Source organism: Paenibacillus sp. ClWae2A, from assembly GCF_032452295.1.
In the GTDB taxonomy this organism is placed as follows: Bacteria; Bacillota; Bacilli; order Paenibacillales; family Paenibacillaceae; genus Paenibacillus.
Map to the genome: position 1 here is coordinate 1,372,484 of NZ_JAULSQ010000001.1, position 26,632 is coordinate 1,399,115.

Annotated in this window: 31 protein-coding genes; 1 reads left to right on the forward strand and 30 read right to left on the reverse strand. The window is 46.3% G+C overall.

Annotation, left to right across the window (positions count from 1 at the left end; translation table 11 throughout):
• Window positions 1–653: 653 nt before the first annotated feature.
• The 12 genes from aroH to mtrB form a co-directional block, all read right to left on the reverse strand.
• A complete protein-coding gene (gene aroH / locus QVE09_RS05700) occupies window positions 654–1,031 on the reverse strand; it encodes a chorismate mutase (RefSeq protein WP_047843558.1) in 378 nt (125 codons plus the stop codon).
• A 5-nt stretch (window positions 1,032–1,036) separates the two neighbouring features.
• Complete coding sequence (gene aroB / locus QVE09_RS05705; protein WP_315936038.1) at window positions 1,037–2,131, reverse strand: 3-dehydroquinate synthase; 1,095 nt, start codon at window positions 2,129–2,131, stop codon at window positions 1,037–1,039.
• Window position 2,132: 1 nt separating this feature from the next.
• Window positions 2,133–3,302, reverse strand: a complete 1,170-nt coding sequence (gene aroC / locus QVE09_RS05710) for a chorismate synthase (RefSeq protein ID WP_017687707.1) — start codon at window positions 3,300–3,302, stop codon at window positions 2,133–2,135.
• A gap of 178 nt (window positions 3,303–3,480) precedes the next feature.
• Window positions 3,481–4,275, reverse strand: coding sequence for a CheR family methyltransferase (locus QVE09_RS05715; protein ID WP_047843560.1), 795 nt, complete (start codon window positions 4,273–4,275; stop codon window positions 3,481–3,483).
• Between the two features lie 25 nt (window positions 4,276–4,300).
• Complete coding sequence (gene ndk / locus QVE09_RS05720) at window positions 4,301–4,744, reverse strand: nucleoside-diphosphate kinase (RefSeq protein WP_017687704.1); 444 nt, start codon at window positions 4,742–4,744, stop codon at window positions 4,301–4,303.
• Window positions 4,745–4,898: 154 nt separating this feature from the next.
• Entirely contained in the window at window positions 4,899–5,873 is a 975-nt protein-coding gene (locus QVE09_RS05725; protein WP_315936039.1) for a polyprenyl synthetase family protein, read from the reverse strand.
• A gap of 344 nt (window positions 5,874–6,217) precedes the next feature.
• Window positions 6,218–6,838, reverse strand: a complete 621-nt coding sequence (locus tag QVE09_RS05730) for a UbiX family flavin prenyltransferase (protein WP_017687702.1) — start codon at window positions 6,836–6,838, stop codon at window positions 6,218–6,220.
• Entirely contained in the window at window positions 6,839–7,705 is an 867-nt protein-coding gene (locus QVE09_RS05735; RefSeq protein WP_315936040.1) for a UbiA-like polyprenyltransferase, read from the reverse strand. It abuts the gene before it with no gap.
• On the reverse strand, window positions 7,698–8,426 hold the full coding sequence (locus QVE09_RS05740; RefSeq protein WP_036607690.1) for a demethylmenaquinone methyltransferase: 729 nt from the start codon (window positions 8,424–8,426) through the stop codon (window positions 7,698–7,700). Before QVE09_RS05740 ends, QVE09_RS05735 begins: the two co-directional genes overlap by 8 nt.
• A 15-nt stretch (window positions 8,427–8,441) precedes the next feature.
• Window positions 8,442–9,305: a heptaprenyl diphosphate synthase component 1 gene (locus tag QVE09_RS05745; RefSeq protein WP_315936041.1), complete on the reverse strand. Its 864-nt coding sequence runs from the start codon at window positions 9,303–9,305 to the stop codon at window positions 8,442–8,444.
• A gap of 101 nt (window positions 9,306–9,406) precedes the next feature.
• Window positions 9,407–9,958 (reverse strand): hypothetical protein, encoded by a 552-nt coding sequence (locus tag QVE09_RS05750; RefSeq protein ID WP_315936042.1) that lies wholly within the window; start codon window positions 9,956–9,958, stop codon window positions 9,407–9,409.
• Window positions 9,959–10,079: 121 nt separating this feature from the next.
• Window positions 10,080–10,301 (reverse strand): trp RNA-binding attenuation protein MtrB, encoded by a 222-nt coding sequence (gene mtrB, locus QVE09_RS05755; RefSeq protein WP_017687697.1) that lies wholly within the window; start codon window positions 10,299–10,301, stop codon window positions 10,080–10,082.
• A 147-nt stretch (window positions 10,302–10,448) separates the two neighbouring features.
• On the opposite strand from mtrB, the gene QVE09_RS05760 reads away from it, so the two are divergent.
• Complete coding sequence (locus QVE09_RS05760) at window positions 10,449–10,610, forward strand: hypothetical protein (RefSeq protein ID WP_315936043.1); 162 nt, start codon at window positions 10,449–10,451, stop codon at window positions 10,608–10,610.
• A 66-nt stretch (window positions 10,611–10,676) separates the two neighbouring features.
• Here the strand turns inward: QVE09_RS05760 and QVE09_RS05765 are convergent, their stop codons facing one another.
• From QVE09_RS05765 to QVE09_RS05850, 18 genes are all read right to left on the reverse strand, one after another.
• The gene (locus QVE09_RS05765) at window positions 10,677–10,949 is read right to left on the reverse strand and encodes an HU family DNA-binding protein (RefSeq protein WP_024630670.1); all 273 of its coding nucleotides are present in this window, start codon (window positions 10,947–10,949) and stop codon (window positions 10,677–10,679) included.
• A 217-nt stretch (window positions 10,950–11,166) separates the two neighbouring features.
• Window positions 11,167–12,153 (reverse strand): ABC transporter permease, encoded by a 987-nt coding sequence (locus QVE09_RS05770; RefSeq protein ID WP_017687695.1) that lies wholly within the window; start codon window positions 12,151–12,153, stop codon window positions 11,167–11,169.
• Window positions 12,150–13,667, reverse strand: coding sequence for a sugar ABC transporter ATP-binding protein (locus QVE09_RS05775; RefSeq protein WP_315936044.1), 1,518 nt, complete (start codon window positions 13,665–13,667; stop codon window positions 12,150–12,152). Before QVE09_RS05775 ends, QVE09_RS05770 begins: the two co-directional genes overlap by 4 nt.
• Window positions 13,668–13,780: 113 nt before the next feature.
• A complete protein-coding gene (locus tag QVE09_RS05780) occupies window positions 13,781–14,878 on the reverse strand; it encodes a sugar ABC transporter substrate-binding protein (RefSeq protein WP_315936045.1) in 1,098 nt (365 codons plus the stop codon).
• A gap of 217 nt (window positions 14,879–15,095) precedes the next feature.
• On the reverse strand, window positions 15,096–16,574 hold the full coding sequence (spoIVA, locus tag QVE09_RS05785) for a stage IV sporulation protein A (protein ID WP_315936046.1): 1,479 nt from the start codon (window positions 16,572–16,574) through the stop codon (window positions 15,096–15,098).
• Between the two features lie 455 nt (window positions 16,575–17,029).
• Window positions 17,030–17,809, reverse strand: a complete 780-nt coding sequence (locus QVE09_RS05790) for a hypothetical protein (RefSeq protein WP_315936047.1) — start codon at window positions 17,807–17,809, stop codon at window positions 17,030–17,032.
• Between the two features lie 46 nt (window positions 17,810–17,855).
• On the reverse strand, window positions 17,856–18,206 hold the full coding sequence (locus tag QVE09_RS05795) for a 2Fe-2S iron-sulfur cluster-binding protein (RefSeq protein WP_315936048.1): 351 nt from the start codon (window positions 18,204–18,206) through the stop codon (window positions 17,856–17,858).
• A 17-nt stretch (window positions 18,207–18,223) separates the two neighbouring features.
• Window positions 18,224–18,841, reverse strand: coding sequence for a hypothetical protein (locus QVE09_RS05800; RefSeq protein WP_315936049.1), 618 nt, complete (start codon window positions 18,839–18,841; stop codon window positions 18,224–18,226).
• An 83-nt stretch (window positions 18,842–18,924) separates the two neighbouring features.
• Window positions 18,925–19,104, reverse strand: a complete 180-nt coding sequence (locus QVE09_RS05805) for a DUF2768 family protein (protein ID WP_315936050.1) — start codon at window positions 19,102–19,104, stop codon at window positions 18,925–18,927.
• Window positions 19,105–19,277: 173 nt separating this feature from the next.
• Window positions 19,278–19,553, reverse strand: a complete 276-nt coding sequence (locus QVE09_RS05810) for a stage VI sporulation protein F (protein ID WP_017687687.1) — start codon at window positions 19,551–19,553, stop codon at window positions 19,278–19,280.
• A gap of 103 nt (window positions 19,554–19,656) precedes the next feature.
• Complete coding sequence (locus QVE09_RS05815) at window positions 19,657–20,697, reverse strand: NAD(P)H-dependent glycerol-3-phosphate dehydrogenase (RefSeq protein WP_315936051.1); 1,041 nt, start codon at window positions 20,695–20,697, stop codon at window positions 19,657–19,659.
• Window positions 20,690–21,313 carry a glycerol-3-phosphate 1-O-acyltransferase PlsY gene (plsY, locus tag QVE09_RS05820; RefSeq protein ID WP_253501402.1) on the reverse strand — a complete coding sequence of 208 codons (624 nt, stop codon included), beginning with the start codon at window positions 21,311–21,313 and terminating at the stop codon, window positions 20,690–20,692. The genes QVE09_RS05815 and plsY overlap by 8 nt, the downstream gene beginning before the upstream one ends.
• Window positions 21,314–21,324: 11 nt before the next feature.
• Window positions 21,325–22,647, reverse strand: coding sequence for a ribosome biogenesis GTPase Der (gene der, locus QVE09_RS05825; protein ID WP_047843568.1), 1,323 nt, complete (start codon window positions 22,645–22,647; stop codon window positions 21,325–21,327).
• Window positions 22,648–22,832: 185 nt separating this feature from the next.
• Entirely contained in the window at window positions 22,833–24,047 is a 1,215-nt protein-coding gene (gene rpsA / locus QVE09_RS05830; protein WP_062835205.1) for a 30S ribosomal protein S1, read from the reverse strand.
• A 141-nt stretch (window positions 24,048–24,188) separates the two neighbouring features.
• A complete protein-coding gene (locus QVE09_RS05835) occupies window positions 24,189–24,776 on the reverse strand; it encodes a lysophospholipid acyltransferase family protein (protein ID WP_091018056.1) in 588 nt (195 codons plus the stop codon).
• A complete protein-coding gene (gene cmk / locus QVE09_RS05840; protein ID WP_315936052.1) occupies window positions 24,773–25,477 on the reverse strand; it encodes a (d)CMP kinase in 705 nt (234 codons plus the stop codon). The genes QVE09_RS05835 and cmk overlap by 4 nt, the downstream gene beginning before the upstream one ends.
• A 103-nt stretch (window positions 25,478–25,580) precedes the next feature.
• Window positions 25,581–25,805 carry a hypothetical protein gene (locus QVE09_RS05845; RefSeq protein WP_315936053.1) on the reverse strand — a complete coding sequence of 75 codons (225 nt, stop codon included), beginning with the start codon at window positions 25,803–25,805 and terminating at the stop codon, window positions 25,581–25,583.
• A gap of 63 nt (window positions 25,806–25,868) precedes the next feature.
• The gene (locus tag QVE09_RS05850) at window positions 25,869–26,522 is read right to left on the reverse strand and encodes a flagellar brake protein (RefSeq protein ID WP_315936054.1); all 654 of its coding nucleotides are present in this window, start codon (window positions 26,520–26,522) and stop codon (window positions 25,869–25,871) included.
• Window positions 26,523–26,632 lie beyond the last annotated feature (110 nt).

Below are 26,632 nucleotides of genomic sequence, written 5' to 3' on the forward strand. Positions count from 1 at the left end.
CCAATCACTGTTATCCCCAGATTTTTTTGATTCCCTTTCAAAAGGGAAAATCCGGTGATAGTGTATGCTTCCGATGTAGCTTTCTTTCAGAAAGCTTTTAGGCGAACGCTTCGCTTCTTCACGTTATTTCTGTCCTCTCCGTTTTTGTGTAAAAGTTTAGTAGAACTTATAGGTGTAGAAGAAACAATTCAATATACAAAAAAACCTCTACCATCAGGTAGAGGTTTGGTTATAAGCTGTATTCAACAGGGTGATGCTTCATAAATAACAAGTCCCTATACTTCGCTGTCGGATTATTCACAGGTCGCTGAATTGATGCATCTCACATCATCCAATTCGGGAAAATATATCAGTTATAACACTTCAATTACTCATTCCAATATTTCGTAAAATATAGGAGAGTGCATTGATTGTGTTTATGCCAAAAATATATTAAAACAAAGATGTCCTATGACACGTTTGTTTTCCCTGTTCCTGTTACCTATTCCGTAGCACGACGTACCGTGAATCAGTTGACCGGTTTCTGTTGCCCCGGTTACCACCCACTGGACTCTGCTATATACTCCACTAGCTCAGCTGCTCTCAGCTCAATCTCTACTCTACTCAACTGGTTCTCACTATACATCATTATGATCGGTTTGACAACCCACTACTTAAGAGCCAGAAGGTGCTGCCAAATCCGGACGTAATGCCTGTGCACCGTTCAGGTACACATGGTTGATTTCATTCTGAGCTTTGTTCGTATTCACATGCACCATGAAACGAATGCACTGCGCCAAAGCACCTTTAACCGGGACCTCCAGTGCACACATCAGTGGTACCAGTTCCCAGCCATCCAGTTGGCGAATAGCTTTTGCCGGGAAAGCAGCATCCAGATCCCCAGTTAACGTAATCCACACACTGCAGATATCTTCCGGTTGGATCTCATTGCGATCCACGATCTCCTGCAACAATACAGCCGTTTCCTTCAAAATCTGTTCTTCGTTGTTCTGCGTGACTGTTGTAGCCCCGCGAATTCCCCGTGTGACCATTGCTGTCATTCTCCCTTCCTGAGCATTTCAATGACGTCCCGAACTGCCGACACAGGTACGTCCTTCACAATTCTTGCAGCCCCAATCCGATCAGGAATGATAAACACCATATGACCTTCACGGAACTTTTTGTCATGCATCATCGCTTCCATTAATGCATCCGTGTCGAGATGTGCAGGCATCGTTGTTGGAAGGCGAAGTGAACGCAGCATGCGGACCGTATCTTCATAGAGCCCTGCTGGCGCACCAAGCTTCTCACCAAGCAATGCTGATCCAACCATACCGATCGAGATCGCTTCTCCGTGCAGGAATTCTCCATAACCGGCAATCGCTTCAATGGCATGACCAATCGTATGTCCCAGGTTCAACAACGCACGTTCTCCATTTTCACGTTCGTCTCTGGATACAATCTCTGCCTTAATACCACAACCGCGTTCCAAGCCGTATCCAAGTGCTTCCGGATTAAGCGCAAGCAGTTCTTCAGCATGTTCCTCACACCAATTTGCAAAAGCCTCATCACGGATCAGTCCGTGCTTCAGCATCTCTGACAACCCTGCCGAAACATCTCGTGGCGGCAAGGATTGAAGTGTGTCCACATCATAGAGTACTAGCTCGGGTTGGTGGAATGCACCGATCATATTTTTAGCCAGCGGATGATTGACAGCTACCTTACCGCCTACACTGCTGTCATGCGCCAAAATCGTTGTAGGTACTTGAACAAACTTGATTCCACGCATATATGTAGCGGCAACAAAGCCAGCCAGATCACCTACGACACCACCACCTAGGGCCAGAATCGCAGAACTCCGATCCAGTTTGCCTTCGATCGCAACGGTCATCATATCCTGGTACACCGAAAGGGATTTCGATGTTTCACCAGAGGGTACAACTGCCGATACGACTGTATAACCAGCCGTACGCAGCGTTTGCTCCAAACCTGACAAGTATTTGGGAGCCACATTTTCATCTGTAATGATGAGTAACGGACTTTTTTTGGTTAAGCCATATTGCTCAAAATATTGAGGGGCTTGTGCCAATAGGCCGCTGCCAATCAGAATCGGATATGAGCGTTCCTCCAACTGTACCGTCAGCTGACGCATATTAGTAATTCTCCAGTTGAGCGTTATAGCTTGCAACATTAGCACGGATCTCTTCCATGGAATCCCCGCCGAATTTCTCCAGGAATGCCTTGGCAATTTCCCATGCTACAACATGCTCCATAACGACACTCGCTGCGGGTACAGCACAAGCGTCCGAGCGCTCAACCTGAGCCGTAAATGCTTCTTTTGTATCAATATCGACACTTTGCAGTGGCTTATACAACGTTGGGATTGGCTTCATCACACCACGTACAACGACTGGCATACCGTTCGTCATCCCACCTTCGAATCCACCCAGACGGTTGGTTGCCCGGTGGTAGCCGCGCTCATCCGTATGCATGATTTCATCATGCACCTGTGATCCACGAATGACTCCGGCTTCGAATCCGATACCGATCTCTACACCTTTGAATGCATTAATGGACATTACGCCTTGAGCGATTCGTGCATCCAGCTTGCGATCGTATTGAACATAACTACCAAGACCAATAGGTACACCTTCAACGATACATTCCACGATTCCTCCAATGGAATCGCCTTCTTGTTTAATCTGGTCGATGTAGGCTTCCATCTTCTTCTCTGTCTCAGCATCGGTAACACGCACAGAGGAGGCTTCTGTCACTGCGATCAGTTCATCAATCGGAAGGTCCTGATACGGAGCTTCGATCTCTCCAATACGAAGTACACGTCCAGCTACCTTGATTCCGAATTCAGCCAGGAATTGACGTGCAATGGCACCACATGCCACACGTACCGTTGTCTCACGTGCACTGGAGCGCTCCAGTACGTTACGCAAGTCTTTGAGATTATACTTGAGTCCACCGTTCAGATCAGCGTGTCCAGGACGAGGACGATGAACGCGACGTTTCTCTTCGTCACTGCCTTCGATCGGCTCAATATTCATAATATTCTGCCAATGTTTCCAGTCGTTATTTTGAACAACTAGCGCTACCGGAGCACCTGTTGTATATCCGTGACGGATACCACCAACGAAATTCGCCTGATCCTTCTCGATCTGCATCCGGCGTCCACGACCATATCCCTTTTGGCGGCGGTGAAGCTGGAAATTCAGTTCTTCAAAGTCAATCGTCAAATTACTTGGCAATCCTTCAATAATAGCGGTTAATTGGGGTCCGTGCGTCTCCCCTGCGGTTAAATAGCGTAAACTCATAATACGTTCCCCCTTTAAACTGTTAAACTTCACATTGCTAAAATCCCATAATTTCTTTGCTTATTATAGTATAGCTGACCGGCTTTGACAAGAAAGTCGGCTCTTTCTTGTACTTGGTATACAAATAACCGCCTGAACACATGTAGATGTGCTTCAGACGGCTGAACAAGCATTATCGTTATTTTTTCCGATAGAAAAATGTCTCTGCTGTCTCCAGACCATATTGTCCAGGGGAGAAGATCTGCTCTGTACTGCCCACAAACAAAATACCGCCTGGACGCAAACTTGCTGCAAATTTGTGATACAACAGGTTTTTGGCTTCCTCGGTAAAATAGATCATGACATTTCGGCACACAATCAGATCGTACCCATCGTCAAAACGGTCTACCAGCAAATTTTGTTTCATGAACTTGATCGAATTTTTGAGTTGCTCATCGATACGGTATACCAAGCCATCCTGCTTGAAGTAACGGTTCGCCGTTTCCTTTGGCACATCCTTAAGTGAGCGTTCCATATAACGCCCTTCCTTGGCTTTGGCCAATGCACCTTCATCCAGATCACTTGCCGTAATCGAGCTGTCCTTCAAAATGCCCATCGTGTCCAGAATCATGGCGAGTGTATAAGGTTCTTCACCTGTTGAACAGGCTGCACTCCAAACTTTAGCACGACGCTTGGACCCCAGCAACTCAGGCAGGATCTCGTCCCGCAGCACTTCCCAACGATTGGGATTACGCCAGAATTCCGACACGTTAATCGTCATGCGATCAAGGAACTCGTAGAACAATGATTTATCTTTCTGCATAGCTTCAAAAAAGTTAGAAAATGTATGAAACCCGTTTTTGTTGCGAAGTGTGGTCAGCCTTCTTTTCATCTGGCCTTCCTTGTATTGAGCAAGATCAATGCCTGTGCTCTCTTTGATTTTACGAATGAATCCGGTGTAATCCGGGTCTAATAGTTGTTCTTGCTCCAGCATCGTGTATCACCCTTTTGGCTAATAATTACAACCAGGCTGCGATGCTCTTGTCGTATACCACCAGTTCATCTGAAGCAAAGAAATTTGCTGCTTCACGGGAAGCACTTTCCGGTGAATCTGCCCCATGAATCAGATTATGTGGTGTGTGGCTGGCGAAGTCTCCTCGAATGGTACCCGGAGCTGCTTCCTTCACATTGGTTTTTCCGATGACGATGCGCGCAAGCGCCACAATATCGTCCCCTTCCCACACCATGGCGAATACAGGCCCAGATGTGATAAAACGAACCAAATCATCGAAAAACGGTTTACCCTCATGTTCAGCATAATGGCGTTTTGCCTGATCCTCAGACATCTGCACCAATTTGCCTGCCACCAACTTAAATCCTTTGTCTTCCAGACGGCTAATAATTCGACCGATCAATCCACGCTGCACACCATCCGGCTTCACCATCAAAAATGTACGATCCATCAGCTCACTCCTCACTCACGGTTCAAAGTTAATCACTATGTAAACGCAATCCCTCTGATTGTAACATACATGTCCAAATCCTCCCAATGAGGAATCTCACAGTTCTGTTCATCTTTGGGTATGAGCAATCCGAGAGTCGAAGGTCATACAAAGTTTAATGCGTACGTTTAACCACAAAATGAGCGATATCACGCAGGTTTTTGGTCGTCTTGATGTTAGGTAGCTGATCGAGAGCATCGAGCGCTTTCTTCATATATCGGTCAGCAAGGGCTTCTGCTTTAGCAATTCCTTGACTTTGGCGAATCATTCCAATTGCATCCGATGCACTTGCCCGTCCTTCTTCATGCTGGACACGGGAAATCTCCTTAAGCAAAGGTTCCCGCAGATCGGATTCTTCTAAAGCATAAAGTACAGGAAGAGTGATATTCCCTTGCTTCATGTCACTGCCAGGTGGCTTGCCAAGTTGTTTCTCGGTACCTACCAGATCAAGTACATCATCTTGAATCTGGAAAGCCATGCCCACATTGTATCCGTACGTATACAGCAGGGAAGATACATGCTCAGGCGCACGTGTGGCCAAAGCCCCTAACTGACAACTAACCGCAATCAGAAGTGCTGTTTTGCGGCGAATCCGCAGCAGATAGTTACGAACACTTTGTCCCGTATTGAAAAAGTCGCGAATTTGCTCCATCTCACCAATGGACATCTGTACCATGGCTTTGGCAAGGATACGATGAATAGCTGGATCAGTTAATCCGGCAGTCATTTCGAGTGCTTTACCATAGATATAGTCTCCAGTGTACATGGCAATCCGATTATCCCATTTTGACTTCACCGTGGGTTTGCCTCGGCGTGTCTCCGCATTATCAATAACATCATCATGAACGAGAGATGCGGAATGAATGAGTTCCAGCGGAACCGCAACCAGCTTCAGACGTTCAATGTCATATGTACCAAATTTCCCACCAAGTAACACAAAAACGGGCCGCAACCGTTTTCCTCCTGCTTTGAGCAAATGAAGTGACGTTTCACTCAGCAGCTTCTGTTCTCCTCGAACACTGCGATACAACTCTTTCTCAATGTAATCCATGTCTTTTTTTAACAACCCGAAAATATCCAATAGTTTCATTCGTTCACCCGTATCAGCGTATTGTCAGTCCATAAATCCATGCTTACCTTCCCCTCCAGCAAGTCGGGCCTGCAGGCATTACGAAAAACCCGGCTTACCGTTCTTGCTTGTGTTTTTCTATAAGGTAATCTAACGTATTTTTCTTCTCCGCATGTCATAGCCGACACCCGGAAATTAAACTCTGCGACTTGTTCTGAAACAAAATACAGAAGTTGCCGGAGCATGGGTCAAGACTGTGGTTCATGAAGACTCAACCATCAGCACTCACCAATACCCCGGGATTCGGGGGACAAATAAACCGAGCAACACTTTGGCAAAAAACAGCCTTGTATCGGACTCAGTCGTTATCCCCGTTCATCCGGTTCTCCCCATCTTGTAAACAGTTGATGTGGGATGCGCAAGCTATCCAGCACTTTCCCCACCAAAAACAGAATCAACTCATCCATAGTCTGAGGTTTGTAATAAAAAGCAGGCATAGCCGGTATCATTCGTACACCAAGACGAGAAAGCTTCAGCATGTTCTCCAGATGGATTGCATGAAGAGGCGTCTCACGTGGTACGAGGATCAATGTTCTTCCCTCTTTCATCATGACATCAGCTGCGCGAGACATCAGATTATCCGACGATCCCTGCGCGATGGACGAAAGAGTTCCCATAGAACATGGCATGATAATCATGCCGTCGGCCAGATAAGAACCACTTGCAATGGAGGCCCCTATATCACTCACAGGATGATAGATCAGAGAACCGGCACGGTTGCCGAATTTTTCTTCCAGCACCGCGTCCCGATTCGTCACATCCCAGTCCAATTCTTCTTTCAGTACACGCCACCCTGCATTGGATATGACCAGATGAACGTTATATTCCAAATCAAGCAGCGTTTCAATTAATCGAATGCCATATATGCTGCCACTCGCTCCGGTAATTCCGACAACCAGTCGTTTATTGTCCGGCTGCTGCACCATTTATTTCACCGCCAGATCAATCAGAGTGAACGTAAATACGATTAAACTAAGCATACTGTTCATAGTAAAGAATGCCGTTTGAACACGGCTCATATCATTAGGCGATACAATATAGTGTTGGTAGAACAGAATTCCATACGTCACCAACATACCTGCGCCATACCACCAGCTCAGATCTGTCATCAATAATAACGCAAGAAAACCAATGGCAGTAATCACATGGAAGAACTTGGCGATCTGCAAGGATTTGACCAGGCCAAAGCGGGAAGGTATGGAGTGAAGACCCTCTCCCTGATCAAATTCCAGATCCTGACATGCATAGATAATATCAAAGCCGGCAGTCCAGAACACAATCGTAACGTACAGCACAATCGCTGTCCAATCCATCGTTCCTGTTACAGCTACCCAGCCACCAAGTGGTGCCAAACCAATCGTCATTCCGAGAACAATGTGGCATAACCATGTGAATCGTTTGGTGTACGAATACAGTACCAACATAAACACAGCAATAGGCAACAGCTGCATCGATAATACATTAAGGTTGGATGAGGCCCAGAATAACAATATAAAAGAGATAATGACAAATATAACAACTTCCCCATTTTTCAACAGTCCTGCCGGGATCGCTCTCATCGCGGTACGCGGGTTTTTGCCATCAATCGCTTGGTCAATAATTCGGTTCAAACCAAAAGCCGCACTACGTGCACCGACCATCGCAAGCAATACCCACATGATCTGCATCCAGCTTGGGAAGGTATCATTCACTACCATGGAGCCGAGAATGGCCCCCATAAATGCAAAAGGTAAAGCAAAAAGCGTGTGTTCAATCTTGATCATTTCTAAAAAGATGCGAATTTTCCTAAACATGCTGATTCTCCTTGGTTCCAATATGCAGTGCCGCGATACCTCCGGTCAGAGGGTAGGCCTGCACTTGTTGTAATCCAGTTTCTGCAAAAATGTCTGCCAATTCCTGCCTTCCCGGAAAAATGGCCAGTGAGTCCGGCAGCCATTTGTACTGCTCAAAACTTTTAGCAAACACTTTGGCAAGATTCGGTAAAACCTTCTCAAAATAAAAATAATAAATGCCTTTGAACGGCTGCCATGTTGGCTTGGACAATTCCAGGCACACAACCATACCGCCCGGTTTGACCACACGTTTCATTTCAGACAACACTTGTCTGAGATCAGGTACATTACGCAGCCCGAACCCGATCGTCACATAATCAAATGAATTGTCTTCAAAAGGAAGTGACATGGCATTTCCCTGTGTCAGGGTAATCTGCTTTTGACGTTGCACCGCATTGATCTTTGTCTGGCCGACCTCCAGCATGTTGCTGCTGAAATCAAGTCCGTGCATGTGCCCCGTTTCACTTGCCTCTGCCATAGCAAGCGTCCAGTCACATGTGCCGCAGCACAAATCAAGACCGGTATCGCCTTTGGACATATTCATCTTTTTCATGGTGAATTTACGCCAAGCCTTATGCCTGCGAAAACTTAGAATATCATTCATGACATCATATTTTCCGGCTATACTCTGAAAAACCGAATGGACATATTCTTCTTTCGGTTTGGTCTCTCCGCTCCCCATTCGTCTGTCTCCCCCTCAATCTTCCCTTACTGCCGCATGTGAAGGCTGCAAATATGCCAAGTAAGGCTCTAGAATTGCATGTATCTCATGCAAGCCCATCCGCCCTTCCTCGTCTTGCAACAACAGTTGGATGCGGTGTGTACACTCGCGAAGCTTGTCCAGCAAAACCTCGCCAACCCTATGCCTCAGCACCATAGCGTTCCATGCACGTGCATCCGGTTCAGACTGACGCAACACACTGCGCTCATCGTCATTACCATGCTCGTATATGTGCCAGTATGCATAGCTGTGAAGATATTGTTTTTCGTCATTCATCCGCTTCAGTTCTTCCACGATCGTTTCGCAGGAGCTGAATTCGGTCAACAGGCTGTTCCATAATGACTCTTCGTTATGTTGAATCATGCCTGTAAATGAAAGAAACAGCTGCATCCTCAGCTGTACCGTTTCACGCAAGTATTCGTCAGCCGAAACGAGAAGCTTCTTCATCCGTTCATACAGCGTCATCTTGCGTGCGTTCACTCCGGATACAGCACCACTGAGTTTGCCAATCATTTCAATTCTGCCCGCTTGGGCAAGCAATTGATAAAAACGGCTACTTAAATAATCCCCGGCGAGTACATTCAACTGGCGTGAACGCATCTCCTGCTCTCTCCGCTCACCGGAAATGGTATCGATTCGATCATGCGTATCCATGGCCAACTGAACGAGCGAAGTTGCAAGAGCATATAACTCTTGATGCACCTTTTCGCCTGTGCGGCCCACAAATACCTGCAACAGACGTGCCCGGCTATCCGGAAATGATGGGATTTCCGTATGTTGTCGAATCATGTCGTAATCCGTATATTTCTTTGCTAGTTGGGGTACGCGATATGAATTCATTCTCAGCCTCCGAGCCTTAACATTGTTAAACCATTTCTGCACTACAATCTTATATATTATAGCATATGTTGATCGGGCACGCACTGAATCCTGCTATTCTATTACCCCTGACTTGTCATTTCGAATTGCTTCTTCCAGAGTTCGGTCTCCATCAAATGAAACCAGCCCTTCAATTCATCTGAAAAGGCCGCACTTTTCCAGTTCCGTAATGTTTCAATCGCATACAGGGGCCACTCTCCACGCCGAATATCAGCAGCAAGCAACAGATGTCGTTTATGCATCCATTCATCTTCTGCCATCACACGCAGCAGCACCTGATCCACGTTATCCAGACTCCGAAAGCCCAGATCCGCCACAGCTGCCATGTTTTCATAGATTTCAGTGTAACTTGTACCCGTTCCTTTAACCTTGAGATCCAGCGTCAAAATGGACTGCTTCCATTCCACTCTTGCAATGGGTGTAGATAGTTGCATGGAGCTTAGCACATCAACCAGATTGTCATTCGTCAGCTGAACTGGATGATGTGATGCAGAGGCAGGCTGTACGTTGTCACCGCCCCATGTACGCATATGTAAGGTTTGTATCGCAACAAGCAGAAAGACCGCCGCAACCGTTGCCAGCATTGAAGCAGTAACAATCATCCGCGGTTTCATATACGCCTCCCTGCCTTTACCTGTTAGTGTAGTCTGTCCGGTAAAGGCTCATACCTCATTGTACAATGAAAAAAAGCAGGCTATGCCTGCAATCTTCATTTGAATGTATTCAATCTGTCCATTACTCCGATTCAATCTGTCCATGCTTGGTGATCAGCGTGGCTTTGCCCCGGATTTTAATAGCTGAAGTATGGGTGGTAAATTGGGCAAACATCACTTCACCCTTGTCCAATTTCTCGGTGTGGTGAAAACGTGTATCCTGACCTCGGGTTAATCCGATCACCTGGACACCATTTTCCTCTGCCTTAATTACAATATAATCATTGCCGGTTGGATGATCCATCACGCATGTCCCCTTCTTTAGTTCGATAGCGTTAATGATGATTAAGATTGTTTCATTTGTCAACCTGCGCCTTATACGAATGAACCGCAAGAATCAGCTACCCTCGGGTCATACTACAGTTGTACAGCCACAGAAAGGAGAATCTGCATGAAGTACACCCCTGCCGCACTTACAGACGAGCATATTCATCAGTTAAAAGAAATCGAACAGCATCTGTCTACAGCTGCTGGTGAAGAACTGATTCTGGTTGCTTATACCGGGCAACCGGATGATCCTGAGCACTCGGATACCCGCAAGAATCATCGTTAAAGGGCAAAAGAAAAGGCCGTGAACAAGTCACGGTCTTTTTGTCGACATATGGAATATGTAGAAATCTTATTTAATTCCGTCTTTGAGCGCTTTACCTGGTTTGAATGCAGGAATTTTGCTCGCAGGAATTTCGATTTCTTCACCTGTTTGCGGGTTGCGTCCTTTACGTGCAGAGCGCTCGCGAACTTCGAAGTTCCCAAAACCAACCAATTGTACTTTATCTCCGCTTTGAAGAGCCTCAGAGATTGCTTCGAATACGGCATCAACCGCTTTCGTTACATCTTTCTTGGACAATTCAGTCGCTTCAGATACGTGTGTAATCAAGTCTGATTTGTTCATTTGTTTTTCACCTCCTGTATCAATGTCCTGAATGTTATACTGTGTTTCCGTTTTATAGCGAAATATACGTTCATACGCAAAAAATCTACGTACATCTTGAGCGATGAACACAAATCTCCGCCTGCGGTCAACAGTCATTTTCGGCAGAATGTCGTCTGAAACCACGGGCATTTCAGACGCCGAACAAATTTCATACTAATACAGACAGCCCACAATTTCAAGTCCGGTTGCGGTTTAAGACGTAAAATGTAACCGCCAGGGCAAGCACGAGAACCCCACCTTTTACAATATCATGTGTGAAATACTGTACGTTCATCATCGTTAACCCGTTCACAAGAACACCAATCAGAACCGACCCAATGAAGGTTCCGATGACATTTGGTTTACCCGCGCCAAACACAGAGAAACCGACAAATACTGCAGCTACGGATTCCATTAACAACGGCGATCCCGCATCGATTTGCCCAGATCCTACTTTGGAAGCATAGATGATACCCCCGATTGCTGCAAACACTCCAGCGGCTACATAGGCGAGTGTACGCACCTTTTTCACCTTGATTCCAGACAAACGTGCAGCTTCCTCATTACCGCCTGTAATGTACATCTGGCGACCATATTTCGTATACGTCAAAAAGATATGCACACCTATTACCGCAATAAGTAGCATGATAACCGATATCGGCATACCAAGCCATTTACCCTGCCCTATAAGCAGGAATGTCGGGTCCATCTCTCCCGCAGCTTTGCTCCCATCCGGGAACTGCATGTGATTGTAAATGGTATATCCCTGTGCATACGTTTTGTGAATACCCCCAATGATGTACATCGTGGCAAGGGTTGCGAGCAAATCCGGAATACGCAATTTTACAATGAGCAAAGCGTTCAGTAAACCAATAACAGCCCCGATAATCAGTGGCACGATAATGACGATCGCCAGTGGTTGTTGATACCAAATCATTAACGAAGCAGTAACGACGGTGGTCAATGAGACCGTCGCCCCAACCGAGAGATCAAATCCATCAACAATGAGAGATAACGTAACACCAATCGCTACAAACGTAACGATAGAGATCGAGCCCAAAATATCGGTCAAGTTACTGTACGTAAAGAAGTAAGGTAATTTAATGCCGAAAAATGCGATAACACCTATGATGACTATAATCGCCCCGTAACGGAACGCAAAATCCAGTGATTTATCCTTCATGATTGCACCTCTTGTCCACCGCTTGCATAGTATAGCAGCTGTTCTTGGTTAGTCTCGCCTCGTTTGAACTCTTTTACGATAATACCCTCGCACATGACAGCGATTCGGTCGCCAATTCCCATGCCTTCATCCAGTTCACAGGTGAAATAGATTACACCCTTGCCCGCTAAAGCCAGTTCATTGATGATGCGGAAAATGTCACTTTTTGCCCCAATATCTACGCCTTTGGTTGGCTCATCAAATATAAATACATCCGCATCCGCATTAAGCCATTTGCCAATGGCTACCTTCTGCTGGTTACCACCGCTTAAATATTTTACCTCCTGCTTCACTGAAGAAGTCTTGATTCCGAGTTGCTTCACCAATGACTCCGCATTCTGACGTTCCCGCTTGCGGCTTACGAAACCTAATGTACTGAGACGGCTTAGCAAAGGCAGACTTAAATTCCGTTCCACGTTCTCCTGAATCAAGATTCCTTGTTTACGTCGCTCCTCCGGTACAGAAACAATACCCATGGCCGCCGCATCCGCAGGCTGAGACAGACGGAGATTACGGTTATTAAGCCGGATCTCGCCTCCCTCCAGCCGATCTGCACCAATCAGCAAACGAGAGCTTTCCGTTTTACCCGCGCCCACTAGACCCACCACAGCGAGGACTTCACCTCGGCGTACAGAGAGGTCAACACCTTTGACCTTCACTCCACGACGAAGCCCACGTGCCTCCAATAGCTGCTCTCCCAAGGGCGCTTCCGTCTTTGGAAATTCTTCTTCAAATGGTTTGCCTAACATCTGTGTAACCAAATCGTTGATCGTCAGTCCCTTTGCTTCACCGGTAAATACATGTTGTCCATCTCTCATAACCGTAACGCGATCACAGTGACCCGTCACTTCCGCAAGACGATGGGTAATGAAAATGCAGGCTACGCCCCGATCCTTCAACAGATGAACAATTCGGAAAAATGCATCTGTTTCTTCCTGACTCAGCGGTGCAGTAGGTTCGTCAAAAATGATCACCTTGGCATCCTGAATCAAAATCCGTGCCAGCAGTATCATCTGTTTTTCTGCAAGCGTCAGATCGGCCACTTTTTGGTGAACGGATATGTCCGCCCCTAATTGCTTCAACGCCTCAACCGCACTCTGTTGGAGCTTCCGCGGACTTTTCCACCAACCCCCGGCAGATGAAGCCAACTGATCCAACATGATGTTTTCCGCAGCCGTCAGCTGTGGCACCAGTGCCGCATCCACTTCCTGATAGACACAGTGAATCCCATTTGCCTTAGCGTCTCCCGGAGAACTTAAATGAAGCGCTTGTCCACTCAACTGAATCGTACCCTGATCCAATGGATAGGCACCGGACAAAATTTTCATTAACGTGCTCTTACCGGCACCATTGGCACCCAGCAGCGCATGAATCTCCCCGCCTTTTACAGAGAAATCCACATCCTTCAGTGCAGGAATACCTGAAAACTGCTTGTGGATATGTTCCATTTGAAGCAGAATCGGTGCAGTGCTCATGATGTTAACCTCCAATCGTTCCCTTCCGGGAGCATCCCTTTTTTCATCCAGACCACATATATCTTCATTATGTTTGAAAAAGCGCGCCTTGCGGCGCGCTTCCCATACGCTGCTTATTTAGCAGTAATTCCGTATTCGCTCATCCAGTCCTTGATTCCTTGTGTGCTACCACCCCAACCTTCAACGAACTCTGACAGCTCTGAAGTGGAGATTTGTTTATCTGGCAGAGCTTCACGTTGAACATAGACCGGGTTAAGAACAACTGCATCTTCTGTCGCGTCCCCGTTCAGTTTCTGATAAGCATAACGTACTTGGACGCGACCAATATCCGTTGGATCAACAGCCGCAGAAGCAACCCAAGGATTTTTCGGGTCCTGAATCATTTGCAGATCCTCGTCACTCATATCAATACCATACACTTTGATCTCATCACGACCAGCTTGTTGAATCGCACGCGCTGCTCCTTTGGCGAACTCATCCCATGCAGTCCATACAGCTGTAATCTCACCTTTTGGATATTGTTTGAGAATAGCTTCCATTTTGGCCTGTGTATCCAGCGCCGGGTTCTGTGCAGAACCGAATGTAGCTATTTCCTTGATGTCCGGATTTGCTTTCATGAATTCACCGTATGCAATCTGACGGCGTTCCATCGGTGCGAAACCTGCTACCCATACTTTGACAATATTGCCTTTTCCATTGATATCTTTTTTCATTTGCTCCAGCGTCAGTTCAGCCATCTTCTGGTCATCCTGCGACAGGACTGTTGCTCCCGGAACACTAATAGCTGCGTCAAACACGACCACTGGAATATTCTGTTCTACTGCCTTCTTCACGCCTGGCTCTAACAGGGAATCCCCGTGATCCGTGAGAATGGCATCGAACTTCTGGTTAATAGCGCTATCAAGCAAGGATACCATCTTTGCTTTGTCATTATCGGCAACAAACGTTGTCAGTTCTCCACCGAATTTTTCGATTTCTTCTTTTACACCTTGTACATATTGCTGCGAGAAAGTACCTGTATTAAACTCCATAATAAGTGCAATCCGCTTGCCGCTTAAAGGGCCTGTGACTGCTTCCGTTTTTGGTGTATCATCTGATGCACCCGAAGCCGGAGTTGCTGCCGGTTCTTTTTTGATTCCGCAAGCGGACAGCGCCAATGTAAATACTAATAACACACTCAACCATACCCATTTAGTCTCTTTTCTTTTCATCTCTGTCTCCCCCTGTCCACTCTCTGTGATCTCGATCACAATAGTTGAATATTAATATAACGGCTAATCCCTAGTATGTAAATGGGTTTTAGCAATTTAAAGCTAAAACTCGCTAAGTTTTTTCGAAAGTGCTATTCTTCCTATCCATTTCATCCAAAATAAAGAAATCACGTAAAAAAGACCGCGAGGGGATGCCCCCTTACGGTCTTTTGATGTTTTACAGAATGATGGCGATCAAGCCGCCCGAACCTTCGTTAATGATTCTTCCCAGCGTCTCTTGCAATTTGTATCTTGCATTATCCGGCATCATGGCAATCTTGCCCTGAATCCCTTCTCGCACGATGGAGTGAAGTGAACGGCCAAACATGTCTGAATCCCATACCTTGATTGGATCGTTCTCAAAGTCCTGCATCAGGTATCTCACCAGTTCCTCACTCTGCTTCTCTGTGCCGATGATTGGAGCGAACTCCGATTCCACATCAACCCGGATCATGTGGATGGACGGTGCCGTTGCTTTTAGGCGTACGCCAAATTTGGTGCCCTGACGAATGAGCTCAGGTTCATCCAGAGCCATCTCAGCGAGAGATGGAGCAGCAATGCCGTATCCGGTCGTTTTGACCATCTCCAGAGCTTCTGCGAAGCGGTCGTATTCTCTCTTCGCATGCGAGAATTCCTGCATCAACTGCAGCAGATGATCCTTACCGCGAATCTCGATGCCAACCACTTCCACGAGAATCTGATCATACAGTTCATCTGGCGCGTACAGGTCAATTTCGGCTACACCCTGCCCCATATTCATGCCACTCAGGCCTGCGCGATCAATGAATTCATATTCCATGAACTGAGCGACAACCCGATCCACGTCGCGAAGTCTGCGAATATCCTTGACGGTATCCCGTACGGAATTTTCGTAGTTGTTACGCAGCCAGTGAGTCTCGTTGAGCACCATAACCCAGCTCGGCAAGTTTACATTCACTTCATGCACAGGGAACTCATAGAGCACTTCACGAAGTACACCCGTCACATCATCTTCCGTCATCGTGGCTGCACTGAGTGTCATCACCGGAATGTCATATTTGGCAGCAAGCTCACTACGCAATTGCAGGGCTTCTTCACTGCGAGGACGAGTGGAGTTGATGACCAGGACAAACGGTTTACCCACTTCTTTCAATTCCGCAATGACCCGTTCTTCGGATTCCACATAGGAACTGCGGGCAATTTCGGCGATTGTGCCGTCTGTCGTTACCACAACACCCAGTGTAGAATGCTCCTGAATAACTTTGCGAGTACCAATCTCGGCGGCTTCCTGGAATGGAATTGGTTCCTCGAACCAAGGCGTGGAGATCATGCGTGGACCATTCTCATCCTCGTATCCCTTGGCTCCTTCCACCGCGTAACCTACACAATCCACAAGACGCACATTGACATCGAGTCCTTCTGCCACCTTGATCTGGACTGCGTTATTTGGTACGAATTTCGGTTCCGTAGTCATGATGGTTTTGCCTGCTGCACTTTGTGGAAGTTCATCCACTGCACGGGCACGATCAGCCTCGCTTGCGATGTTAGGCAATACGATCGTTTCCATGAATCGTTTAATAAATGTTGATTTTCCCGTCCGGACTGCGCCGACAACCCCGAGATAAATATCCCCTCCGGTCCGCTCAGCTATGTCCTTAAAAATGTCCACTTTCTCCAATGAAATCCCCTCCCTAAATTACTCCGAAGGAAAAATGCTAAAGAGCATCCGCTTCGTTTTTTCAATCAGAAGACTGAAATCCCTGCAACGGTAGAGCCGCCTTTGTGAGTGCCCGGAAGTCGTCCGCCGCCGAACGTTGCATTCTGATGAAACCGGCGAGAGCGGCGTTAACTCGTACATGCAATTGGACTAGTATCATCTTATGTATCCGTATGCGGCAATATGACGCGTAATTTTGTTTTTTTTATCTTATGGTGATGACATTAGGATAATCCCCCGATCTCGGACTGCGCGTCTTTATTTCAATCTACTTTATGTGATCCGTGAAGCTTTTATGACGGTTATTGCTCATACTGACAAAAGAAAAAAGAGATATCCCTTAATTGGAATATCTCTTTTTGAACTATTAGAGCCACGGTGGCCATACAGCTAGATCAGTTGAATTGCAACCATGCTTATTTTATTGGCTGTGCAACCGGAGCATTGTTTTGCCAAGCGTAGAAAACCGATTTTACAGGTACGAAGTAGGAGTGTTCCACCAGCAAATCCCGAACATCTTCAGTCTCTGCTGGAGACACGTCAGACTTTTCCACTGCCTGCATAATGTCAAAAGCATAATCTACATAGACCTTGCCTTCGTCATCCATCATAAAAGGTAAGGCCTGACCTGAATATACACTATTCAACGTTAGGGAAGGAGTACCTGCCTGAGCAGCCTGCTCCATATCCACAGCATATAACCCCGGATACAGTTCTTCCCCGCTTGGCAGCTTATTGTTATGTACGGACTTATATTGATTAACCATTCGTTGCACATCGTTTACTTTCTGTACGGTCAGAAGATCCATCACTTTAATGGTCGGATTCACTTCTTCGTCCTGAATAAGGAAGTAAGCGCTCCCACCACTTTCAAAAGCAGTCCTCGGTATTTCATCCAGATACCCCAGTTGTTTCAACTTGGGCAGATCCACTCTGAACTTTTCATATTTTGGCGTTTCCATATCTGCATTAATGATTGGCAAAATCCCCTCATCTTGCTGGAATGCCTCGACCGCACTCTGGATACGGCTCACGCTTTCCCGATAGGCTATCTTAGGGTCCGAATTACTCTGGGATGGATACATACAACCAGTTGCTGTAAAAGCAAACAACAGGAATAACAGCAGACCGCCCGTCTGATGTTTTAGACGCTGCCGTCCGCTTCCTTCCATACATTTTGGCTTGTTCCTAATCATCCGTGTCCTCCTTGAATAACTCATTAGAGAATCAATTTCATAACGCTCAGAACCAGTCGTCTTCCTGTTGTTGACGTTCCAGTTGTTTCCGAATGGCTGCCTTCAGCGGGTCCTCTGGAACATGAACCGCTAGAGATCCACACACCTTAGCCTGACAGGACAGTCGTGTACCTGCTTCCAACAGTGAACCCAGCTTGCGCTTTTCTGCATCTGTTGGTGGATACAGTTCCGCCCGATGTTCTTCATCCACATTCACTTTGCACATCAGGCAAGCCGCTTTACCATCACATCGAGTCGTAATCTTGACTCCAGCACGTCGTGCTGCATGCAGAAGTGTTGCCCCTGGTTTGAGCGCTATCGATTTGTTCATAGGTAAAAAAGTAACTTTATAGTCCATCATTTTCCTCCCTCAACCTACTGGGGCCATGTAAAGCCAACAAGCTCTTCCACTTCGGCTCTGAAGCGGTTTGTCCATACATTCTGTTGACTTAAAAGCATCATTATAGGTTGATGTGCATCTGGCTGCTCGCGCATCTGTGTCGCAATGGGGACATAACGATCTTCACGACCTCGCAGCAGATTAAACAACAGCTCATGCGCAAGCGGCATCAGTCGCAGGCTATATGAACCCACTTGTGCTACTGGTGCATGCGGAGCAAGTACATGTTCAATCTCAATACGGTACCAACTTTTGCGAGCCCATATTTCGAAACCACCAACCAGTTCCAGCGCACATTCACCCACCTGATAGTGGCTCAGCAGAGAAGCATACGGTCCTGTCTTGTCCACTGTAGGCTCGTCAAGCATTTTCCCCGGGGCGCTACGGTGAAGTTCCTTAGCAGCAGCAACATCCGCATAGATATCAATATCTCTCGGAGCCTGTTGCAACTCCACCCCTTGAAGCAGCAACCCACAACTTCCTCCAAGTAACCATGTCTGCGGCTGTGTGTTCCAGGCTTTGGCTGTTTCCAGCAAAGCCGCGTGTAATTCCGGATAACGCTCTGTCCGACCCTCCGTATCATGCGGCCCCATAGGCTCACACTCCCCTCATCCGTGTTCATTGTGTCAGTTCTTATGATGTGCTTATGCGGATGTTATCTTTCAGGCATGGGAAATCAGGTCAGAGAAGCGATTCCACCGAAAAAGCCAATCAGCATAATCAAAAATGCAATCAGAGAAAGAACCCCCCGTACAATACCTTTTGTTTTGGCACGAGCAAACGTAATCAGGAATACAGATAGTCCCATAATGAGGATGGCCACCAATGACAGCCACATCTTGTCCATTGCGCTCATAATCCAGCAGTCTCCCCTTCAGTCCGATATTCATCACTGACACTGTGACAATTGCAACCATTATAACACGAAATTCAGCTCAACTTTCCAAAAAAAAGACAAAAAAGCAAGCCGGCAGAAGCCGACTCGTCTTTTTGTCTTACTGGATCACCTGCACATGCAGGTGTGATCTATTATTTTTTCATCATCATTTTCATTAACGATTCCATACTGCTCGGATTCAATCCGCTTTTCTTGACCGCACTCACAATATCCTTAACCGTATCCTCAGATACCGGAACTTTCGCCATGGCGGATACTTGTTTGATCAATTGGCGCAACTGAGCTTCATTCTGAATCGTCGTTGGTTTCACCGTGCTTGCCAATTTCTTGACGGCACCTTCTGTTATCGTTTTACCCGTTTTCTTGTTGATTGCATTCAGTGCATCTTTGGAAATGTTGTTACCCATTCGTCTCCCCTCCTCCGGCAATACTCATGTGTATAGTATGAGTCTGCCACAGAAAAGGTGAATAAGCTTCTTATTTCACAAGGTACGTTTAGGCTGATTACAATCAGGAATGCCACTGCTCCCAGGTTTCAAGCTTCATGACTTCCATTTCAGTCTTCGGGTCACGTCCCATCAAGGCTTCAACCGCATCACGCGGCTGTCTCTCCTGGAATAAAACGTGATATAACTGATCCGCAATTGGCATTTGCACGCCGTATTTTTGCGAGATGAAATAGGCAGCTTGCGTAGTTCGAATGCCTTCTACCACCATGCCCATGGACTTCAGAACATCATCCAGCTTCTGTCCCTGGCCCAACATGGAACCTGCTCTCCAGTTCCGACTGTGCTGACTTGTAGCCGTTACAACGAGATCCCCGATTCCCGCAAGTCCCGAAAACGTTAGCGGATTCGCTCCCATCTCTACACCAATACGTGTGATCTCAGCCAGACCGCGTGTTAGCAAAGCGGCTTTGGCATTATCACCAAATTGAAGACCATCGGACATACCTGCACCAAGAGCAATGATATTTTTGAATGCGCCTGCCAGCTCAACACCGATCATATCTCGATTCGTGTAAACCCGGAAATAAGCATTCATAAACAAAGCTTGGGCAGACTCGGCAGATGCTTTATCCAGTGAAGCTACAACCACTGTCGTTGGACAACGCTTCACCACTTCTTCCGCATGGCTTGGGCCAGAAAGAACAACCACACGTCCTTCTTCACATTCAAGCTCTTCTGAAATGACTGTGGACATCCGTTTGAGGCTTTCTGTCTCGAAACCTTTGGTTGCATGAATGACTAACATCTCAGGCTTGTAATAAGCCTTAAGCTGGTTCGTAACTGCACGCATGGCTGATGAAGGCGCAACAATTAACACAGCTATAGCGCCTTCCACCGCAGCTTCCATATCCGTGGTTGCTTGAATCCGTGGCGAAAGCTCCGCATCCGGAAGATAGCGAGTATTGGTGTGCTTATTATTGATTTCGTTAGCTTGGTCTGCACCACGTGTCCACATCATCACATCCAACTGATTGGCGGCGAGTACACTGGCCAGAGCCGTTCCCCAGCTCCCAGCGACCAGAACAGCAACTTTTTTAGACAACTCGTTTACCCCCTCCAGGGTTTTTCGATCCCAATTTATTTTCCTGTCCTTTGGCGAGCTTCGCAATATTGGTACGATGTCTCCAGAACGCAAACAGACAAATAATCAGACTCCCCCAGAAGATATTCATTGAATATCCGGGTAATACCATGATAAAGATGGGTGTAAATGCTACAAAAATCAGAGACCCCAATGAAACATATCGTGTCAATACAATGGACAGAATGGCGATCACCCCAGCACATAACGCAGGCAGGAAAGCAAGACTTACCAGAACACCAATGGCTGTGGCAATGCCTTTTCCTCCACGAAAATGGAAGTAAAGCGGCCAGTTATGTCCTGCAATGGCTGCTATACCACTGAGTGCAGGAATCCAGGCAGAACCGTCGCTCAGCCAGATTCCAATCCATACAGCTGCAACACCCTTAAGTACATCAAGTAACAGAACAGCAATTGCCGGTCCTTTACCCAAAATACGCAATGTATTGGTAGCTCCCGCGTTTCCGCTTCCGTGCTGACGAATATCGATCCCCCGTATCGCTTTGGCAAGGAGGACACTAAAGCTGATCGAACCGAGCAGATAACTCAGTACAATCGCTGCGATTTGTAAAATCACACACTTCTCCCCTAACTTTCGTCGGACTTCTTCCGAGTAAATATGCGAATTGGTGTTCCTTCGAAATCAAACGCTGCACGGATTTTATTCTCCAGATAGCGCTCATATGAGAAGTGCATCAACTCAGGGTCGTTCACAAAAATAACCATGGTCGGCGGTTTAACTGCAACCTGAGTCACATAGTTAATTCTCATTCTCCGTCCTTTATCTGTTGGCGGAGGATTAATTGCAACCGCATCAGACACCACATCGTTAAGCAGATGTGTCTGCACACGTAACGTGTGTTGCTCTGCTACACGTTGCACAACCGGCAACAGTTTTTGTAAGCGTTGTTTTGTGAGGGCTGACAAGAATACGACCGGAGCATAAGTCATAAACAGGAAGTGATCCCGTATTTTTCTCTCAAACTCTTTCATCGTCTTGTCATGCTTCTCTACCACGTCCCATTTGTTCACAACAAACAATGACGCTTTACCAGCTTCGAATGCATATCCTGCAATATGCTTGTCCTGTTCAATAATGCCTTCTTCACCATTAATGACAATCAGAACAACATCTGCACGCTCAATCGCACGCATCGCACGCATTACACTGTATTTCTCAGTTGTTTCATATACTTTACCACGCTTACGCATACCTGCTGTATCAATCAGCACGTAACGTTGGCCGTCTTTTTCAAAAGGTGTATCAATTGCATCCCGGGTTGTTCCAGCCACGTCACTTACAATGACACGTTCTTCACCCAAAATAGCGTTCACCAGTGAAGATTTACCTACATTAGGACGCCCGATCAGAGCTACACGAATAACATCTTCATCGTAAGTCTCTTCCTCAAGTTCTGGCAACTTCTCCACAATTGCATCAAGCAAATCACCTACACCTGTACCGTGACTTCCGGATACGCCGATGGGATCACCGAAACCAAATCCATAAAACTCATAAATGAGCTCACTTCGTCCGATATTATCCACTTTGTTAACGGCTACAACAATAGGCTTGCCTGAGCGGTAGAGCATCTCTGCTACCTCTTCATCCGATTGCGTAATACCTGCTTTTGCATCACACATGAATACAATAACATCCGCTTCTTCAATAGCGAGCTCTGCTTGCATCCGAATCGATTTTAAGATTACATCTTCACCATCAATTTCGATACCACCTGTATCAATAATACTAAATGGTTTACCGTTCCATTCACCGATTCCATATATGCGGTCACGGGTAATGCCCGGCTTGTCTTCCACAATGGCCAGTCTGTCGCCGATGATCCGATTGAAAATGGTGGATTTACCCACATTCGGTCGTCCGACAATTGCCACAACGGGTCTTGCCATACATTCCACTCCTCCTGTCCATACTTACGATACTCATCATAGCAAAAAAGATATGTCTTGGCTAACGTTTCATGCCAAATTACTCGCAATAAAAACAATCGGCGAACCCGCCTTGGGCTCGCCGATCTTGCTTTTGTTATTCAGCAAAATATGCAGTATATAACTTAGAACCATGCATTGTTAACTTATTTGAATTTGCTGAGTTTGTCTCCAAACAGTTCGCCGAGCGTAGTGCTCATCCCTTGATTGTTCAAGGAAACGTTTGGATTGTTGATTTCTTCACGCGGAGCGTTGTTTCTTGCAGGTCTTTCTGATTTTTGTGGTTGAGCTGGAGCTTCTTCTGTTTCTTTGATGCTCAAGCTTACACGTTGCTCAGAAGGGTTCATGTCCAAAATTTTAACTTGAACTTCCTGTCCTTCTTTCAGCACTTCATGAGGAGTGCCGATGTGTTTGTGTGAGATTTGCGAGATATGCACAAGTCCCTCAACGCCAGGAGCGATTTCAACAAATGCACCGAAGTCTACCAGACGTTTTACAACACCTGTTACGATATCGCTGGAATTGAATTTTTCGCTAGCTGTTTCCCAAGGACCTGGTTGAACAGCTTTCATGCTCAGGCTGATTTTGCCTTTTTCAGGGTCAACTTTCAGCACTTTCACACTAACTTTATCGCCTTCAGACAGAACGTCGGATGGTTTTTCAACGTGTGTCCAAGCCAGCTCGGATACGTGAACCAAACCGTCAACTCCGCCTACATCAACAAATGCACCGAATTGAGTCAAACGTTGTACTGTACCTTCGATCACTTGGCCTTCTTGCAAACCAGCCATTACTGTAGCTTTGTTTGCTTCGAATTCTTGCTCCAGTACGTCTTTTTGGGAAAGGATCACTTTGTTGTTCTCACGGTCGATCTCTTTCACTTTAACACGCAGTGTGCGTCCTTTGTAGTCGCTGAAGTCTTCAACGAAATGGCGTTCAACCATGGAAGCCGGGATAAACCCACGTACGCCCACGTCTGCTACCAGACCGCCTTTAACAACATCACCTACAACAACTTCGAATACGTCTTGGTCTTCAAAATGCTTTTGCAATTGATCCCATGCGTTTTCGCTGTCGATTGCACGTTTGGACAGAACGAGTTTTTCCTTCTCGTCGTCGATGCTAAGAACTTTAGCTTCAACTTCTTGTCCAACTTCTACTGCGTCAGACGCGCTGTCAACATGTAATGAAGACAGTTCACGAATTGGAATGACACCGTCATATTTATATCCAATGCTCACATAGGCTTGGTTATCTTCCAATTTGACGATGGTTCCTTTTACGGTATCTCCTTTTTTCAAGGAAACGAATTGATCCAACTCATCTTGGGTTGCTTCTTGATTTTTCATTTCTTCCGACATGTCAAATACCCTCCTCAATTCAAAAACCCCATTATATTCAAACCTGCCTGTAGCAGAGTTCAAAACACTTTCATCACTGAGTGCTCAAGCTTAGTCTCCCTCAAAAATATGGAAACATGCACTCAGCTACCGACGATGCCACTACTTGCTTGGCACGCCCGTTTGCACCATTTCGTTAATCTTGGACATAATCTTTTCAGTCGCCTTCTCCAGAGCTTCTCCAGATGGGTCTTCCTTGAACTCGTCCAAACTTACTGGTGCTCCATATACAACTTTCATCTTACGAAAAACTTTGTAGTTACCGATAATAGCAGTAGGAATAACTGTAGCGCCACTGCGGAGAGCAAAACTCGCTGCCCCTTTTTTGCCGATACCTCCATCATTGTGACGACTTCCCGAGGGGAAGATTCCAAGCACTTGACCATCACGCAAAATATTGAGTGAAGTTTTGATGGATTCCTTGCTGACACCTCCACGTTTAACGGGGAAAGCGCCCACGGCTTTAATAATTCGGCCGAGTACCGGAATTTCAAACAATTCGCTTTTGGCCATGAAACGCACCTGACGGCGAATTTTGATACCAACGGTTGGAGGATCGAAGTTACTAATATGATTGGAACATAAAAGTACGCCGCCTTCTTTCGGAATATTCTCCCGTCCAACGGCCTCCAAGCGGAAAAGAATGGTATAAATGATCCGCAGTAATGTGCTGCAAAATGTGTAAATCATAGACCGATCTCTCCTCTGACCATTGTGCAATAAGATACGATTTTGTCAACCACTTCATGAATGTTCATCTCCGTTGTATCAAGGACGATAGCATCCTCAGCACAACGCAATGGGGAAATTTCCCGATTCTCATCCAATCTGTCACGGGTGGCAATGTCTCGCTCCAGCTGTTGCAACGTCAGTCCTTCAGAGGGGTCCAGTTCTTTGAAGCGGCGAAGTGCACGCTCTTCGACACTGGCAGTCATGAAGATTTTCACTTCCGCATCGGGCAATACTGTCGTTCCGATATCGCGTCCATCCATGACGACGCCCTTGCGCAAAGCCATTTGCCGCTGAGTATCCACTAATTGCGTACGCAGCCCCTCGATTTGCGCATATCGGGACACGATTCCCGTCACTTCACGGGAGCGGATTTCCGAGGTTACTTCTTCCCCATTACAGAACACTTTCTGTCCGTCGGGATCCGGTTGTAAATCAATGACCAGCTTTTGGGCTTCCTGAAGTACCTGTGTCACTTCTTCCGGCGCAATATCATTCCGAAGCATGTGCAAGGTTACCGCACGGTACATTGCGCCTGTGTCGACGTATACATACGCGAGCGCCTCTGCAACCAATCGGGCCACCGTGCTTTTCCCGGCACCGGCAGGTCCGTCAATTGCAACGTTCATTTTCCCGTTCTCTGATGTGTTCTGGCTTGCCAACGGGGCATTCCTCCTCAAACGATAAACCTCAATAAAAAAACAGGCATTGCCTGCATCGTGAAAATTATACCACACTCTACACATGGATGCAAAAACAGACAAATCAACGACGTTTGTAATCATTCATCGTTTGCACTTCAATTGGCGTTCCTTCCAGGCGGTCAATGGTGGTCAAATTCTTTTTGAAGCCGGGTACCAACAGCAGCAATTGATATACCACAAGCAGGATTAGAAGGACTGTAATCAGAATCGTAACCTTTCGTTCCATTCGCCTTGAGAAAACATAATAAAGTCGCTCATATCTACGGGTTGCATAACGATGATTCATGGCAATGCCTCCGTTTTTTTCATTACGGTACCCGCAGTTACTTCTTTTTATGCCACAACATTCCTATTTCGTACGATAGTCCAATTGCCGCTCGAAACAAAACTTGATAATTTTCTGGCGCTCCGAATCTGAAATCTGCACAAATTTCAGCATGCATAGCTGTCTGCCGGTTTCCAGGGTTTTGATCCGCACAACTTCAGCTTCAAAATTCACATGTTCGATGGTTGAATTCCGGTAGGGAACCAGCAACCAGCATTTCAGTTTTTGACCTTCAGCTATTGAAAAACCTGTTTCGCCGTAGATGGACAATCCACCGCCACCAATATCTTCAGTCAATCCGACGGCACGGGTCAGATCTTCACTCTGGATGGCCAATTCGAGGTTTGCATGAACACGAAGAAAGCTGCGACGTTGTATTTTGGATATATCGCTCGGTAACGGTTTGCGGATACGAACAAGACGGACTACATCTTCTTCAAATCCCGTGACATAAGTATTAAAATAATGCCGGACCCCATCCTCCGTAATATATGAAATGGACAATTCATCTCCGAAAAAGAGCCTTTTCAGACGGCTGCTTCCTTGTTGCATCGGGACCTCAATCAGAAAACTGCTGTCATCCATATCTGCAATGCGTGATTTGTATTCTTTGTGTTCCTCTTTTTCATCTGCAGAAGCAATCTGGATGTATAAAATTTCATTTATTTTAGGAAACAAGCTGTTCACCGCCACTTTATGTATTTATCTTCGTATGTACAAGGACTATTATACCATGACCTTTCTCACATTGAACAAGAAAAAAACAGACCACATCGTGGTCTGCAGCA

Bases quoted from the DNA above. Each gene is read 5' to 3' on its own strand.
- aroH (WP_047843558.1), bottom strand. From the start codon at position 1,031: ATGGTCACACGGGGAATTCGCGGGGCTACAACAGTCACGCAGAACAAC.
- aroB (WP_315936038.1), bottom strand. From the start codon at position 2,131: ATGCGTCAGCTGACGGTACAGTTGGAGGAACGCTCATATCCGATTCTG.
- aroC (WP_017687707.1), bottom strand. From the start codon at position 3,302: ATGAGTTTACGCTATTTAACCGCAGGGGAGACGCACGGACCCCAATTA.
- QVE09_RS05715 (WP_047843560.1), bottom strand. From the start codon at position 4,275: ATGCTGGAGCAAGAACAACTATTAGACCCGGATTACACCGGATTCATT.
- ndk (WP_017687704.1), bottom strand. From the start codon at position 4,744: ATGGATCGTACATTTTTGATGGTGAAGCCGGATGGTGTGCAGCGTGGA.
- QVE09_RS05725 (WP_315936039.1), bottom strand. From the start codon at position 5,873: ATGAAACTATTGGATATTTTCGGGTTGTTAAAAAAAGACATGGATTAC.
- QVE09_RS05730 (WP_017687702.1), bottom strand. From the start codon at position 6,838: ATGGTGCAGCAGCCGGACAATAAACGACTGGTTGTCGGAATTACCGGA.
- QVE09_RS05735 (WP_315936040.1), bottom strand. From the start codon at position 7,705: ATGTTTAGGAAAATTCGCATCTTTTTAGAAATGATCAAGATTGAACAC.
- QVE09_RS05740 (WP_036607690.1), bottom strand. From the start codon at position 8,426: ATGGGGAGCGGAGAGACCAAACCGAAAGAAGAATATGTCCATTCGGTT.
- QVE09_RS05745 (WP_315936041.1), bottom strand. From the start codon at position 9,305: ATGAATTCATATCGCGTACCCCAACTAGCAAAGAAATATACGGATTAC.
- QVE09_RS05750 (WP_315936042.1), bottom strand. From the start codon at position 9,958: ATGAAACCGCGGATGATTGTTACTGCTTCAATGCTGGCAACGGTTGCG.
- mtrB (WP_017687697.1), bottom strand. From the start codon at position 10,301: ATGGATCATCCAACCGGCAATGATTATATTGTAATTAAGGCAGAGGAA.
- QVE09_RS05760 (WP_315936043.1), top strand. From the start codon at position 10,449: ATGAAGTACACCCCTGCCGCACTTACAGACGAGCATATTCATCAGTTA.
- QVE09_RS05765 (WP_024630670.1), bottom strand. From the start codon at position 10,949: ATGAACAAATCAGACTTGATTACACACGTATCTGAAGCGACTGAATTG.
- QVE09_RS05770 (WP_017687695.1), bottom strand. From the start codon at position 12,153: ATGAAGGATAAATCACTGGATTTTGCGTTCCGTTACGGGGCGATTATA.
- QVE09_RS05775 (WP_315936044.1), bottom strand. From the start codon at position 13,667: ATGAGCACTGCACCGATTCTGCTTCAAATGGAACATATCCACAAGCAG.
- QVE09_RS05780 (WP_315936045.1), bottom strand. From the start codon at position 14,878: ATGAAAAGAAAAGAGACTAAATGGGTATGGTTGAGTGTGTTATTAGTA.
- QVE09_RS05790 (WP_315936047.1), bottom strand. From the start codon at position 17,809: ATGATTAGGAACAAGCCAAAATGTATGGAAGGAAGCGGACGGCAGCGT.
- QVE09_RS05795 (WP_315936048.1), bottom strand. From the start codon at position 18,206: ATGGACTATAAAGTTACTTTTTTACCTATGAACAAATCGATAGCGCTC.
- QVE09_RS05800 (WP_315936049.1), bottom strand. From the start codon at position 18,841: ATGGGGCCGCATGATACGGAGGGTCGGACAGAGCGTTATCCGGAATTA.
- QVE09_RS05805 (WP_315936050.1), bottom strand. From the start codon at position 19,104: ATGAGCGCAATGGACAAGATGTGGCTGTCATTGGTGGCCATCCTCATT.
- QVE09_RS05810 (WP_017687687.1), bottom strand. From the start codon at position 19,553: ATGGGTAACAACATTTCCAAAGATGCACTGAATGCAATCAACAAGAAA.
- der (WP_047843568.1), bottom strand. From the start codon at position 22,647: ATGGCAAGACCCGTTGTGGCAATTGTCGGACGACCGAATGTGGGTAAA.
- rpsA (WP_062835205.1), bottom strand. From the start codon at position 24,047: ATGTCGGAAGAAATGAAAAATCAAGAAGCAACCCAAGATGAGTTGGAT.
- QVE09_RS05835 (WP_091018056.1), bottom strand. From the start codon at position 24,776: ATGATTTACACATTTTGCAGCACATTACTGCGGATCATTTATACCATT.
- QVE09_RS05845 (WP_315936053.1), bottom strand. From the start codon at position 25,805: ATGAATCATCGTTATGCAACCCGTAGATATGAGCGACTTTATTATGTT.